Origin of the sequence: Adlercreutzia muris, assembly GCF_041223505.1 — a bacterium.
Lineage (GTDB): Bacteria > Actinomycetota > Coriobacteriia > Coriobacteriales > Eggerthellaceae > Adlercreutzia > Adlercreutzia muris.
This window is the reverse complement of record NZ_JBCLQK010000001.1, coordinates 228665-243196: the sequence shown is the minus strand read 5'-3', so window position 1 is coordinate 243196 and position 14532 is coordinate 228665. Positions and strand designations below refer to the sequence as shown.

Annotated in this window: 7 protein-coding genes; 6 read left to right on the top strand and 1 reads right to left on the bottom strand. The window is 68.7% G+C overall.

Annotated features, from left to right (window positions below):
- The first annotated feature begins 14 nt into the window (after positions 1-14).
- From AAK988_RS00925 to AAK988_RS00900, 6 genes are all read left to right on the top strand, one after another.
- A complete protein-coding gene (locus tag AAK988_RS00925; protein WP_369880271.1) occupies positions 15-4814 on the top strand; it encodes an acyl-CoA dehydratase activase-related protein in 4800 nt (1599 codons plus the stop codon).
- A 390-nt stretch (positions 4815-5204) separates the two neighbouring features.
- Positions 5205-6290, top strand: coding sequence for an ABC transporter substrate-binding protein (locus AAK988_RS00920; RefSeq protein WP_369873202.1), 1086 nt, complete (start codon positions 5205-5207; stop codon positions 6288-6290).
- Positions 6291-6342: 52 nt separating this feature from the next.
- Positions 6343-7233 carry an ABC transporter ATP-binding protein gene (locus AAK988_RS00915; protein WP_369873203.1) on the top strand — a complete coding sequence of 297 codons (891 nt, stop codon included), beginning with the start codon at positions 6343-6345 and terminating at the stop codon, positions 7231-7233.
- A complete protein-coding gene (locus tag AAK988_RS00910; protein ID WP_369873204.1) occupies positions 7230-7985 on the top strand; it encodes an ABC transporter permease in 756 nt (251 codons plus the stop codon). Before AAK988_RS00915 ends, AAK988_RS00910 begins: the two co-directional genes overlap by 4 nt.
- Positions 7986-8181: 196 nt before the next feature.
- Positions 8182-9066 (top strand): 16S rRNA (cytidine(1402)-2'-O)-methyltransferase, encoded by an 885-nt coding sequence (gene rsmI / locus AAK988_RS00905; protein WP_369880270.1) that lies wholly within the window; start codon positions 8182-8184, stop codon positions 9064-9066.
- Positions 9053-9625 (top strand): M48 family metallopeptidase, encoded by a 573-nt coding sequence (locus AAK988_RS00900; protein WP_321194204.1) that lies wholly within the window; start codon positions 9053-9055, stop codon positions 9623-9625. Before rsmI ends, AAK988_RS00900 begins: the two co-directional genes overlap by 14 nt.
- A gap of 197 nt (positions 9626-9822) precedes the next feature.
- On the opposite strand, the gene AAK988_RS00895 is transcribed toward AAK988_RS00900, so the two are convergent.
- Positions 9823-14349: a hypothetical protein gene (locus AAK988_RS00895; RefSeq protein WP_369880269.1), complete on the bottom strand. Its 4527-nt coding sequence runs from the start codon at positions 14347-14349 to the stop codon at positions 9823-9825.
- Positions 14350-14532 lie beyond the last annotated feature (183 nt).

The window sequence follows — 14532 nt, the reverse complement described above, 5'->3', positions numbered from 1 at the left end:
GCGAGGAAACTTCCATGAAAAAGAGCAAGTACACCGAGATCATCACCGAGGCCTCCACGTCCGAGAAGGCGCCCGCCGGCGCCGCCGCAGAGCCCGCGCCGGGCTGCGCCTCCTGCGCCCCGCGCGTGACGACGGCAGAAGAGGCCCGGGCCAATGCCGCCGAGGCCAGCGCCGCCGCCCGCGCCGCGGCCGAGGCGTGCCCCTACCATATCGGCATCGACGTGGGCTCCACCACGGTGAAGCTCGCGGTGCTGGACAACGACCACAACATCCTCTGGGCGGTGTACCGCCGCCACCACGCCGATGTGCGCGCCACTATCATTGAGGTGCTGCGCGAGGCGGCCGAGGCGTACCCTGCCGAGGCCATGACCATCGCCATCACCGGCTCGGGCGGCCTGCTGTTGTCCCAATGGCTGGGCGTCGCCTTCGTCCAGGAGGTCATCGCGTCCAAGACGGCCGTGGAGACCTTCATCCCCGCCACGGACGTGGCCATCGAGCTGGGCGGCGAGGACGCGAAGATCATCTACTTCGACCACGGCATCGAGCAGCGCATGAACGGCACCTGCGCCGGCGGCACCGGGGCCTTCATCGACCAGATGGCGGCGCTCCTGAACACCGACGCCGGCGGCCTCAACGAGCTGGCGGCCGACCACAGCACCATCTACCCCATCGCCAGCCGCTGCGGCGTGTTCGCCAAGACCGACGTGCAGCCGCTGCTGAACGAGGGGGCCCGGCGCGAGGACATCGCCGCCTCCATCTTCCAGTCGGTGGTCACCCAGACCATCTCGGGCCTCGCCTGCGGGCGGCCCATCCGCGGCAACGTGGCCTTCCTGGGCGGCCCTTTGCAGTACCTGCCCGAGCTGCGCAAGCGCTTCTACGAGACGCTGGAGCTGACCGATGAGGCCATCATCGTGCCCGAGAACGCCCACCTGTTCGTGGCCGCGGGCTGCGCCATCGCCGGGGTGGGCGAGGGGGCCGCCCCCGAGAAGCTCGCGGATGTGCTCGTGCGCCTGGAAGGGCTCGGCGACATGCAGGGCTCCGAAGTGGTGCGCCTGGCCCCGCTGTTCGCCAACGACGAGGAGCTGGCGGAGTTTCGCGCCCGCCACGACGGCGAGCGCGTGCGCCGCGCGTCGCTTGCGGACTACCGCGGCGTGGCCTTCCTCGGCATCGATGCCGGCTCCACCACCTTCAAGGCGGCGCTCATCGGCGAGGACGGGGCGCTGCTCTGGTCCACCTACGCCTCTAACAAGGGCGACGTGCTCGGGTGCGCCAAGGCCGCCGTGGCCGAGCTGTACCAGGCGCTGCCCAGCGATCCTGCCACGGGTGCGCCGCTCGTTACCATCGGCCACGCCACGGTGACCGGCTACGGCGAGGGGCTTCTGCTGGAGGCCCTGCGGGTGGATTCCGGCGAGATCGAGACCGTGGCCCATCTGCGCGGCGCCCAGGAGATGCTGCCTGGGGTGGAGTTCATCCTGGACATCGGCGGCCAGGATATGAAGTGCCTGCGCGTGAAGGACGGCGTCATCGACCACATCATGCTGAACGAGGCCTGCTCCTCGGGCTGCGGCAGCTTCATCGAGTCCTTCGCGAGCGGCCTGAACCTGGACGTGGCCGAGTTCGCCGCCACGGCCATTTCCGCCGAGAACCCCGTGGATCTGGGCAGCCGCTGCACCGTGTTCATGAACTCCCGCGTGAAGCAGGCCCAGAAGGAGGGGGCCACCGTGGGCGACATCGCCGCGGGCCTGGCCATCTCCGTCATCAAGAACGCCCTGTTCAAGGTCATCAAGATTCGCGATCCGCACGATGTGGGCACCCAGGTCATCGTCCAGGGCGGCACCTTCTTGAACGACGCGGTGCTGCGGGCCTTCGAGCAGCTCTCGGAGGTGAACGCCGTGCGCCCCGACATCGCCGGCAACATGGGCGCCTTCGGCGCGGCGCTTCTGGCCCGCGACCGCTACGAGGATGTGCGCCGCCATACCGAGGGCGTGCCCCTGTCGCCGGATGTGGGCCCGAAGGTGTTCACGAGCGGGCTGTTGTCCCTTGCCGAGATCGAGGCCCTGGCCCCCACCCATAAGACCGTGCGCTGCAAGGGCTGCTCCAACGCCTGCCTGCTCACGGTGAACGACTTCGGCCGCGATCCGGCCACGGGCGTCCGCCGGCGCTTCATCACCGGCAACCGCTGCGAGAAGGGCGAGAGCCTGGGCACCGGCACCGAGAAGTCCGACGTGCCGAATCTCTTCGAGTGGAAGTCCCGGCGGCTCTTCGACGCCTACGAGCCCATCCCCGCAGAAGACGCCTGCGGCACCGTGGGCATCCCGCGGGCCCTCAACCTGTACGAGAACTACCCCTTCTGGTTCACGTTCTTCACGAAGCTCGGCTACCGGGTGGTGCTGTCCGACCCCTCCACGAAGAAGACCTACGAGGCTGGCATCGAGTCTATGCCGTCGGAGTCGGTGTGCTATCCGGCGAAGCTCTCCCACGGCCATATCATGAACCTGCTGGCCAAGGAAGGCGACGACGCCGTGGACTTCATCTGGATGCCCTGCTCCAAGTGGGAGCGCCAGGAGGACGAGACGGCGGGCAACCATTTCAACTGCCCCATCGTGGCCAGCTACCCCGAGGCGCTGCGCCTGAACATCGACGAGCTGCAGGACGCGCCTGCGGCCTTCGTCGCCCCCTGGCTGCCCTACCACGACAAGGACAAGCTGAAAGAGCGCTTGTACGCCGAGCTGACCGGCACCTTCCGCGATGAGGTGGGGGCCCACGAGTTCCCCATCACCCAGAAGCAGATCGACGACGCCGTGGACGCTGCCTGGGCCGAGGATGAGGCCTTCAAACGCGACATCCGGCGCAAGGGCGTGGAAACCCTGGCCTGGATGGAGGAGACCGGTACCCGCGGCATCGTGCTGGCGGGTCGCCCCTACCACCAGGATCCGGAGATCAACCACGCTATCCCCGAGCTGCTCACGAGCTTCGGCCTGGCCGTGCTCACGGAAGATTCCGTGGCGCATCTGGGCCAGCTGGAGCGTCCCATCCGCGTGGTGGACCAGTGGATGTACCACACGCGCCTCTATGCGGCGGCCAAGGTGGTCACCCAGCGCAAGGATCTGGACCTCATCCAGCTGAACTCCTTCGGCTGCGGCCTGGACGCCCTTACCACCGACCAGGTGCAGGAGGTGCTGGAGGCGGCCGGCAAGGTGTACACGGTGCTGAAGATCGACGAGGTGTCGAACTTGGGCGCCGCCCGCATCCGCGTGCGCAGCCTGCTCGCAGCTTTGAAGGACCAGGCCGACCGCGAGGCCGAGGCCGCGGCCGACGCGGCCGCCGAGAAGCGGGGCTGCCCCGCGGCCTGTATCGATTTGAACAACCTCGACAAGCTCGTGCCGGCGTCGTTCACCGAGAAGGCCGACGGCGTGGTGGCCGCCGCCGAGGTGGAGCAGCGCGAGGGCGCCTCCACCGAGTTTGAGCGCGTGCAGTTCACCGAGGAAATGCGCGACGCGGGCTACACCATCTTAGCGCCCCAAATGGCCCCCTACCATTTCGAGCTTCTGGTGCCCATCTTCAAGCGCGCCGGCTACAACGCGGTGCTGCTGCCCTCAGTGGACCACGGTGCGGTGGACGCGGGCCTGAAGTACGTGAACAACGACATCTGCTACCCGTCCATCCTGGTCACGGGCCAGATCATGGAAGCGGTGCTGTCGGGCAAGTACGACACCGACAAGCTGGCCGTGCTCATCACCCAGACCGGCGGCGGCTGTCGCGCCACCAACTACATCTCGCTCATCCGCAAGGCGCTGAAATCGGTGGGCCTCGGGCACATCCCCGTCATCGCCATCTCGTTCAAGGACTTAGGCGAGGAGAACCCCGGTTTCAAGATCACGCCGAAGATGCTCTATCAGGCCATCTACGCGCTGCAGTACGGCGACTTGCTCATGATGTGCCTGTACCGCACGCGCCCCTACGAGGTGGAGCCCGGCAGCGCCAACCGCCTGTTCGACTACTGGATGGACGCCTGCAAGCACCAGCTTCAGCGCGGCGTGCGCCAGTCGGAGTTCCGCCGCACGGTGCGCCGCATCGTGGAGGACTTCGACACCCTGCCGCTGGCCGGCGAGGGCACTAAGCCCCGCGTGGGCGTGGTGGGGGAGATCCTCGTGAAGTTCCATCCCACGGCCAACAACCAGATCGTGGACGTCATCGAGCGCGAGGGCTGCGAGGCCGTGGTGCCCGGGCTCATCGAGTTCTTCCTGTTCGGCATTGCCGGCGGCATCTTCCAGCAGCCCATCGGCAAGTCGAAGAAGAGCGCGCTGGGCAGCCGCATCGGCCTGGCCGCGGTGAAGAAGCTGCGCAAGCCGGTGAACGATGCCCTGGAGAAGAGCGCCCGCTTCCATCCGCCGGCGGACATCTACGAGCTGGCCGAGTATGCCGAGGAGATTCTGTCTCTGTGCAACTCCATGGGCGAGGGGTGGCTGCTCACCGCCGAGATGGTGGAGCTCATCCGCAGCGGCTGCCCGAACGTGGTGTGCACCCAGCCCTTCGCGTGCCTGCCGAACCACGTGGTGGGCAAGGCCACCATCAAGGAACTGCGCCGCCGCTATCCCGAGAGCAACATCGTGGCCGTGGACTACGACCCCGGCGCAAGTGAGGTGAACCAGCTCAACCGCATCAAGCTCATGATCGCCGTGGCCAAGGCGAACCTGGCCGAGAAGGAGGCCGAGGCCCGCGCCGTGCGCAATGCCGCCCGCGACGGCGCGCCTGAGGCCCCCGAGGCCGTGGCCGAGGCCGTGGAGGTGGAGACCACCGAGGTGGCCGAGTAACCTGCCGTCCGCACCTGATTCAGTCGCCCAGCCGCCCGGAGGAGCCCTGGCTCCTCCGGGCGGCTTTTTCGTTGGAGCAATTCGGCGCCGATGTGCCGACACAGGCGCGGAAATTTCGCCGCCCGGTGTGGCCGCGTCTGGTCGCCCGGTGCAGTCTCACCCGCCTGTCCGGCGCAGCTGCCCGTGTCCGCTCGACGCGCCATAGTTTTTTCCGTTAGCGCCGGCGGGTGGCCTGAAAACCACTCATATGCGGGTGGAACTTCTACTATTTGAAATCGCGAACGTTCCGCATCGCCAAAGTCCATGGCTTTTTCCCTTGTCGTGCGTCCCTTCCGATGGTTTCATGCGTTGCCGTTGCAAGAAAGCATGAACTAAGAGAGAGGCACTGACATGTTCGCAAGAAAACTCGCCGCCACCGTCACGACGGCGGTACTCGCCCTGACCATCGGGGCGCTCGGCGGCTGCTCGTTGTCCGACGGGGACCTGGCCGCCACCGGCGGAGATTCCCGTTCCTTCGGCCTGGGCTATTTGAACTCCACCGCCCACGTCCTCGCCTTCGTGGCCGAGGAGGAGGGCTACTTTGCCGACGAGGGGCTCGATGTGACTCTGACCCAGTTCTCCAGCGGAACCGAGCTTGTGAGCGCGCTGGAGGCCGAGAAGCTCAACGCGGCCTTCGTCGGGTCGGTTCCGGCCATCGTGAGCCAGTCGAGCGGCCATGACGTCTCCATTTTCGGGGGTGCCATGAGCAACGGCCACGGCTACGTCATCGATTCAAGCTACACCGAGGGCCTTGACTCGTGGGATGTGACCATCCTCAAGGGCAAGACGGTGGCTGTGCCGCGCACGACGGTCCAGGAGCTCGAACTGCTTCAGATTCTCGACCATTACGGCCTCACCTATGCGGAAGACGATTCCGCCGACGTGAAGCTCGTCTACTTCGAGAGCCAGAAGGACGCCTACGCCGCCCTTGCCAACGCGGAGATCGACGCGGCATCGTGCTACTCGCCCTATACGGCCATCGCCGTGGATGCGGGTTACTCCATCGTGTACCGTTGCGCTGACGAGGAGATTTTCCAGAACCAGCCGTGCTGCCGCCAGGTGGCGCTCACGACGGCGCTTCAGTCCGATCCCGATCTCTACGAGGCGTTCGAACGCGCTTTGATCCGCGCCTACGACACCTACAAGAACGATCCGGAGGCAACCATTGCCGCTGTGAAGAAGTACATCGACATTCCGACCGACCAGATAGAGTTCGAACTCTACGAGGGCTACGCCGATTCCAATCCCGACCCCGATCGCATTGCGACCACCCAGCTGAAAGAGGATGCCGTGGCCTTCGGCTACACCGACGACTACGACATCGACGCGCTCTACAACACGGCCATCTACGAGCAGGCTCTGGCCGATGTGATCGCCGCAGATCCGGGCAACGGCACCTACCAGGCCCTCTCCGAGCACTTTGCCCAGGCCGATTGAAGCGAACAGCCGCTGCCGGAAGACTGCTGCGGCTAGAAAGGCACCGTACCCCATGAGCAAGCCCATCGTCATAGACAACCTCACCGTGGCCTACCCGTCGAAGCGAACGAGCTTCACTGCGCTGGAGGAGGTGTCCCTGTCCATCCCCGCCGGCCAGTTCGTCAGCGTCATCGGTGCCTCGGGGTGCGGGAAGTCGACCCTCCTCTCGATGCTGGCCGGCCTGCGCACCCCCACCTCTGGCGCCGTGCTTGTCGGCGGCGAACCGGTGCACGGTCCGGGTCCCGAGCGCTCGGTGGTGTTCCAGCAGTACGCGCTGTTCCCCTGGATGACCGCCGAGGCCAACGTGGCCTTCGCCGTTGCCCAGGCCCGCGCCGATGTGCCGCGCGCACGGCGTCGGGAGGTGGCCGCATCGTATTTGGAGCAGGTGGGGCTTTCCGGCTTCGGCCGCCGCTATCCCAAGGAGCTCTCGGGCGGCCAGCAGCAGCGCGTGGCCATCGCCCGTGCTCTCGCCGAGGACGGTGACGTGCTGCTCATGGACGAGCCCTTCGGCGCTATCGACGCCCGCAACCGCGCGATTCTGCAGGACCTGCTCATCGAGCTGTGGGAGGGGGAGCAGGCCGATCCCGCCGGCCGCAAGACCGTCGTGTTCGTGACCCACGATCTCGACGAGGCCATTCTGCTCTCCGATCGCATCGTCATGATGGGCGCCGATGCGGCAGCGGGGGTGCCGGGACATGTGGTGCTCGACGTCGAGGTGCCCCTGCCGCGTCCGCGTCATCGCCTCGAAATGATAAGAACCGCCGATTACCAGGCATTTCGGGCGCAGATCAGCGAGGTGTTCTTCGCGGATGCCCTGGATGGGTCGGCTGCGGCCCATCCCGCTGCGGTCGGCCCGGCCGACGTTCGCGCCGGTTCCGCCGAATCGGGAAAGGAGTTTGCATGAAATCCGTATCGCCCGCCCGCACCGCTCTTGACGTGGCCTTCCTCTTCGTGCTCCTCGTGGTGTCGTGGTGGCTTGCCACCGACGTGTTCTCATTGCTGCCCGAGCGCCTGTTTCCCACGCCCCAGGCTGTCGCGCTGCAGATCGTGGAAGACGGGGAGAAGATCGTCCAGGGCATTGGGTCGTCGCTCGCCATCGTGGCCGAGGGCTTTCTTCTCGGGGGCGGCGCGGCCATTGTTCTCGGGCTTGTGCTCGGAACAGGCGCGCGCAGCCATGCCGCGGCCGAGAAAGTGGTGTCGTTTTTCGCCGCTATCCCGCCCATCGTCTATATTCCCTACGGCATTGCGCTTCTGCCGACGTTTCGAGCCTCTTCGGTGCTCGTGATCTTTCTCGCCACCTTCTGGCCGACGCTCACCGGCACGCTCGCCGGCATCTCCTCGGTCGACCGGCGCCTCGTCGATTCGGCGCGCGTGCTCAACGTGGGCCGCGCCACCATGCTTTTTCGCGTGCTTTTGCCCGACTCGTTGCCGCTAGTGTTCAACGGGCTGAACATCGGGCTATGCCTATCGTTCATCCTGCTCACCTCGGCGGAGATGATCGGCGGGTCGTCGGGCATGGGCTATTACGTGAAGTACTACTCCGACTTCAGCGACTATACGCGCATTCTCGCTGGCATCATCGTCATCGGCGTGGTCATCACGGTGGTGAGCACCTTGTTCACCGCGCTGCAGCGGCGTTGTCTGCGCTGGCGCTGAGGCGAGGGCTGCGGAACCGATGCCCGCGGCTTTTCGCGGGTTCGGGCTCGGCCGTAACGCGGGCTCGGCTGCGCCCGGGCCCTGGGTGTTGTCGGCGGATGACGGCCGCGGTGGCCGCGGCCGATGACGCCCCCTTCTGGGGGACGCTGGCGGAATACAGTGTGGCGGCAGGTGCTTCCGTAGTAAAATGGCGACCATGGACAATTGCTCGGCGCATCATGGAAAACTCATCATCGTGCCTACCCCCATTGGGAACTTGGGGGACATGACGCTGCGCTCGCTTGAAGCACTGCGCGCCGCCGACGTGGTGTGCGCGGAAGATACCCGGGTGACGGGGAAGCTGCTCGCGCACTTCGATATCCGCAAGCCGTTGGAGCGGCTCGACGAGGCCATGATCGGTGCGAAGGCGGCGGGGCTTATGGAGCGTGTGGCCGCGGGCGCGGTAGTGGCCTACTGCTCGGATGCCGGCATGCCCGGGGTGTCCGACCCGGGGCTGCGCCTGGTGGCAGCGGCCCGGGATGCCGGCGTGCCCGTGGAGGTGCTGCCCGGGGCCTCGGCGGCCGCGTGCGCCTACGTGGCGAGTGGCACCGTGTGTCCCCGCTTCTGCTTCGGCGGCTTCTTTCCGCGCAAGGCGGCCGAGCAGCGGGCGGCGCTGGAATCGCTGCGCGCGCTGGATGCGGCGCTCGTGTTCTATGAGAGCCCGAACCGCCTGGTGGCGGCACTTGCCGCCATTGCCGAAGTGCTGCCTCTGCGTAAGGTGGCTGTCTGCCGCGAGCTCACGAAGCTGCACGAGGAAGTGGCCCGTGGCACGGCGGCCGAGTTGGCCGAGCGCTTTGCTGCCCGCGCTGGTCAGCCCGGCGGCATTCGCGGCGAGATCGCGCTTGTGATCGATGCGCCGAATGAGGCCGAGGGCGAGGCGGCTGCCGAGGATGCCGCGACATCGGCTAAGGCCCGTGCCGCCGAGCTGATTGCAGAGGGCTTGCGCACCAAGGAGGTTGCAAAGCGCCTTTCCGCCGAGTTCGGCATTCCCCGCAACGATGCCTACGACATCGCCATGGAGGCTGCCCGTGGCCGGTCGTAACCGTGCTGTGCGCCCAGCTGAGCTGGTGTTCATCGACGGGCTGGAGGTCTGGCTCACGCGCAAGGCCATCAAGAACATGCACCTGCGGGTGAAGCCTCCCGACGGGTGCATCGAGGTGTCGGCACCGCTGCGGCTGCCGCTTTCCACCATCAAGGGATTCGTGCGCGAGAAGCGCGCCTGGATCGAGCGCCAGCAGCAGGCCATCGCCGCATCGCCCCGGGCCGAGGCCGCGGCGGCCACACCCGAGGAGGTGGCCGCTTGGAAGGCGGTCGTCGCGGCTTGCGTGCCGCCGCTCATCGCGGCGTGGGAGCCCATCATGGGCGTGAAGGCAGGCACGATCGCCTACCGCAACATGAAGAGCCGCTGGGGGAGCTGCCAGCCGGCCACCGGCCGCATCTGCATCAATGTGCGCCTGGCCCTGTACCCGCCCGAATGCCTGGAATACGTGGTGGTCCACGAGCTGTGCCACCTGCTGGAGCGCGGGCACGGTCCCCGCTTTCACGCTCTCATGGACCACTTCATGCCCGATTGGAAGGCCCGCCGCGCCAAGCTGCGGTAGGGTTGCCCGCTCTGGGCCATTATGCGTGCCGGAATACCCGCTGGCGTTCGTCGCGGGTTGCGACGACCATGGGGCTGCGCGATCGCGGAGGGCAGAAAGAAAGCGGCGAGCCCGGTATCGCTCCGGGCTCGCCGCAGGGACGAGGGACTTCTCAGTTCAGGGCCGAAGGAGGCTCTGGTTTTGTGACGGAGGTGTCCCTACCTTGCGCGGCGGGTGCGGCGGCTGGCCAGCAGGCCGGCGCCGGCGGCCAGGGCGGCGGCCAGGGGCAGCAGCGCGGCCGCGGCCAGGGCATCGCCGGTCTGGGCGAGCTTGTGGCGGATGGTGGTGTTCCGCTTGCCGCCTTCGTCGCCGTCCAGCACGCCGCCCGAGGCGCCGACACCGGGCGGATAGGCGGGGTCGGAGACGGCCTTGCCGCGGCCCTGCTCCCAGGCGTCCCAGCCGCCGTCGGGGGAGAAGGGGGCGCCTGGCTCGGGATGGGTGCCGTCGGGGTCCCAGTCCGAGGGCAGCGTCCCGTAGCCGACGGCCACGTTGCCGATGTCGGCGTCCAGGGCATCCCCGGTCACCAGCGCGTCGAAGGAGAGGACGATCTCCTGCCCGCCGTAGAGCTGGCCGCAGGCGACCGCGAGGATGCGCGTCGCGGGGTCGTAGGCCCGATCGTCCACGGCCGCTGCGCTCCCGTCGGGCAGGGCGAGGCGGATGGTCTCGCTCACGGGCTCGATGCCGACGGGCACGTCGTCGCGGATGACGGCGTCCATCCAGCCGGTGGCCGGCCCCCCGTTGCGCAGGGTTATGCGGTAGCGCACTACGTCGCCCACGCGGGTGGCGCCGTCGTCGCGGGAGAGGTTCTCGGCCTCCTTCTCTATGGACACGTCGCCCTCGGCCGGGTCGTCGGGGACGACCGGCGCGGGCTCGGCCGGCGGGGTGGACGCGACGGGCTCGCCCGCGGGCGGCTCGGCCGGCTCGCCGGGCTTAGGGCCCTGGGGCCGCGCGTCCGGGTTCTCGGAGGGCACCTTTCCGTGGAGGTGGGCGACGTTGGCGACGTCCTGCCCCAGGGCCTCCTCGCCGACCACGGCGTCGAAGGTGAGCACGGCCTTGTGCCCTCCCCATAAATCGCCGCAGGCCACGGCGACGGTGCGGCTGGCCGTATCGTAGGCGGTGTCGGGGACCTCGACGGGCTCGCCGCCGTCCACGGCCAGGCGCAGGGTGCCGGGCACCGGCTCGATGCCCGCCGGCAGCGGGTCGCTCGCGACGGCGCCCATGAGGCAGCTGCTGGGGGCGCCGGCGTTGCGCAGCTCCACGGTGTAGCGCAGGCGGTCGCCCAGGCGCGTGACCCCCGCATCGGGGTCGGAGAGGTTCTCCACGGCCTTGGACGCCTCCGGGCGCGGGTCGGCCGGCGCCACGGTGCCGCCCCCGGGAGGCGCGGCCGGGCCGGTGTCGGGCGGGGCCACCGGGCCCACGTCGGGGCCGTCCGGGCCGTCGGGGTCGGGGCGCTTGCCCGTAGCCGAGGCCACGTTCTCCAGATCGGCCGCGCCCGCGCCGGGCGCCGCCGCGTCGTCGCGCACGGTGCACTCGAAGGTGAGCGTGGCGCTCGCGCCCCCGGCCACGTCCCCGACGGGCGCCGCGAGCACGGGCCGCCCGTCCGCGCCGGGGGCCGACAGCGAGAACCTCCCCACGTCGCCCGCGGCCACCGACGGCGCCTTCGAGAGCGCGCGGTCGGCGACGCCGGCGCGCGGGTTGTCGAGCCGCACCGAGCGCTCGTCCAGGGCGAGGCACGCCGGCAGCGGGTCGGTCACCACCACGTCGGTCCACAGCGACCCGGCCGCCGCGTTCGACGCCGTCACCGTGTAGCGGATGCGGTCGCCGGGCTGGGTGGGGCCATTCGGGTGGGTGAGGTTCTCGGCCCTCTTGGCCAGCGCGGGCGCCGGGGCGATCTTCGGCTGGGGCCTCACCGTCACGTCGTAGACCCAGGTGCTGCCGGTGTAGGCCCCGTTGGGCTCCTGCCTGAAGGTGAGCTCGCCGCGCCCGACGGCCGTCGGGTCCAGCACGAGGGTGTAGCTGCCGTCCTCGCCCCGCACCGGGTTGCCGTCCTCGCCGCGCAGGAAGTCCGCCTCGAACACGTTGCCCTTGGCGTCGGTCACGCTGATCGGCCCCGACGAGGGCGTGTCCACCTTCAGCAGCACGCGGCCGGGGTGCGGGTCGGCGTCGCTCGGCTCGCCCCAGGTGGTCACGATGGTGCCGCGGAACACCTTGTCGCCGGGCTTTCCCGGGTCGGCGCCCGGGTCGGCGGGCTTCCCGGGCCCCGTCGACACCTCGGGCTCGGGCGCGTCGGGGTCGGTGCAGTCGGGGTCGGGCTCGGGCGTCACCGCGGGGTTCGGGTCGATGGGCGAGATGGCCACCTCCACCTCGGGGGCGTGGCCGGGGTCGTCGATCGGGCTCGCGCTGGCCAGGTAGTTCGCCGGCGCCGCATCATCGTCGTTCGGGGGCAGGTACTGCACCGAGACGACGTGGCGGCCGTTGGGGGTGGCCACGGGCACGAGGTGGTCCACCTCGACCGGCGAGGCGGTGTAGGTGAAGGTGGTCGTGTCCCCGCCGGCCGTGGCGTTGGCCGGCAGCACCGTCCCGTCGGGGAGCGTCTTGTCGGCGAAGAGGATCTCGATGGGGTCGCCCACCTTCTTCCCGTCCACGAACAGCTGGATGTAGCCCGCCGGCGCGGCGCAGGTGGCCTTGGTGGGGGCGCCGGAGGGGTCGGTGTCGGCCCGCCTCACCGCGCAGGTGAGCGACAGCTTGCGATCCGAGGGGTTCTCCTGCGAGCTGGCCTGGCCGTTCTCCCAGGTGGCGCTCTTGATGGCCACCTGGGATCCGATGGGCCGGATCTCGCAGCGGCCCGTGGCGCGGTGGCCCCAGTAGCTCTCCGAGAAGTTCCCCTCGGTGTCGTCGGAGTACTGGGTCGATATGGCCGTGAACGTCATGGTGCCCACGTCGGCGCCGTTGTCGGTCTCGGCGCCCACAGGGTTGCCCGACGGGTCGAGGCGCTGGTACTTGAAGGTGATCTTGTCGGCCTCGGTGAGGTCGCGCCCGTCGGGGGCGCGCAGGGGCAGCGGGAAGACGGGGAACGGCTCGCCGTCGTAGTACTTGCTGAGGCCGGCGAGGTAGTCGGGGTCCAGCTCGAAGTCCACGTAGCGGCGCAGCTTGCCGTCGTTGGTGACCCCGGGCGGCAGCGAGCTGTCGGCGGGGCGGAACAGGGGCAGCGGCGTGACGGGGGTGGGGTTGCCGCTCTCGTCCAGCTTGTCGGTGTCCAGGTAGGTGAACTCCACGGTCACCTCGGAGTCCTTCACGACGCGCTCGGGCAGCCACAGGTACAGGTGCCCCTTGTCGAACTCGGCGGGCGCCCCGTAGTCGTAGGGCACGCCGTCCACCTTGAGCTCCCACTCGCTGAGGGCGAAGGTGTTCTCGCCCACGTCCGAGGTGAGATCTACCTGGATCATCTTGATGGGCTCGCCCTCGGCGTTGTGGACATTGCCTGAGAAGGTGAAGTGTTCGGGGTCGCGGCCGTTGCCGATGGAGCCGCCGGTGATGGTGATGTCGGCGTTCGGTGCGCCGATATCACCCGTGCCAGCATAAGCGGGTGGGTAGACGGTTGAGGGGATGAGGGTACCCCCGGTGAAGATCATTTTGAACGCGGAGCTGTCGGCGGGGATGCAGGCGGCTCCGAACCCGCTGCCGTGGTCGCCGCCCTTGGAGATGACGTAGCCGCCGTTGATGCGAATGTTGCCGCAGGCACCCTGGTTGCCGCTGCCCACGCCGGCACCATGATTGCCGCCGATGGCGGTGAGGCGCCCTCCGTTGATGGTGATCCACTCGTCGGCGCCGGTTCCATTGCCTCCCCAGCTGCCCCCGCCCACTCCGGCCGAGCAATGCCATCCGCCCGCATCGTAATTATAAGAGCTGCGGGCGGTGACGACGCCCCCGTCCATGGTGAAGGTCCCTCCGTCCTCTCCTTGCATGGTAGAGAATCCGAGGTCGCCGCGGCCACCGATGGCCGCACCGGAGCCTGCCGTGCACCAGGCGAGGAGGGAGCCTGGGTTGTCGCTGTCCATGACCGTGAGGGGATCGCCCTTCTTGATTCGCGTCCCATTGGCCAGAACAGCGTCGGCGGGAACGAAGCCGTCTTCGGGAACGATGGCGTTGCCCCTCTGGTCCTTGTTGGCCACTGAGTCGTCGATAGCGAGAGAAGCTCCGGTGGGGTTGTGGATGCCGGAGCCGTTCGACGCGAGGGCGACAAGGGAGTTCTGCGTGCCGTCGGCGAGTACCAGATGGCAGGAGGCCCCCTTGGCGATATCGATGGCGCTGTTGGTAGCGATGTCGGGTTCCGCTCGGATGCCCACGCCCGCAAGCGTGATATGCGCCTCGCGGCCAGCGGGAATGAGGAGGCGGGTGCTCACGGGGTTCGTGTGAGCGCCCACGATGGTGTGCACGCTCTCGTCCTCTTTGTCGGAGAGGGTCTGGTCGTCCGTCTGCAGGGCGAAGTGCTTGTCGGTGTTCACCGTGAGGGTCTTGGCGGCCTCGTCGTAGGCGAAGTCGGAGGCGGTCACGGCATCGCCGTCGACGCCCCAGATGGTGAAGCCGCCCAGCTCGAAGGAGCCGGGGCCGGGAGCAGGTTTCGCGCCGTCGGATACGGGGATGGCCGTCGCCGATGCCGACTCGCCGGCGGTCAGGTGGGCCATGCCGGCCGTGATGCGGCCCAGGGGCGATGTCGTCGCGCCAGTTGCGGCGGCGGAGTCCGGTGCGTCGCCGGGGGATGGGTCCTCCCCGCCGGCCGATGCGCCGCCGGCGGGGCTGGTGGCCGCAGGGGAGCCGTCCTCGCCGGAGGAGGCTGGGGGGTCGGAAGAGGAAGATGGGTCCGGGGA

What these genes read in the sequence shown, in the direction of transcription:
- AAK988_RS00925 (WP_369880271.1), top strand. Translation starts at nt 15, where the DNA reads ATGAAAAAGAGCAAGTACACCGAGATCATCACCGAGGCCTCCACGTCC.
- AAK988_RS00920 (WP_369873202.1), top strand. Translation starts at nt 5,205, where the DNA reads ATGTTCGCAAGAAAACTCGCCGCCACCGTCACGACGGCGGTACTCGCC.
- AAK988_RS00915 (WP_369873203.1), top strand. Translation starts at nt 6,343, where the DNA reads ATGAGCAAGCCCATCGTCATAGACAACCTCACCGTGGCCTACCCGTCG.
- AAK988_RS00910 (WP_369873204.1), top strand. Translation starts at nt 7,230, where the DNA reads ATGAAATCCGTATCGCCCGCCCGCACCGCTCTTGACGTGGCCTTCCTC.
- rsmI (WP_369880270.1), top strand. Translation starts at nt 8,182, where the DNA reads ATGGACAATTGCTCGGCGCATCATGGAAAACTCATCATCGTGCCTACC.
- AAK988_RS00895 (WP_369880269.1), bottom strand. Translation starts at nt 14,349, where the DNA reads ATGGCCCACCTGACCGCCGGCGAGTCGGCATCGGCGACGGCCATCCCC.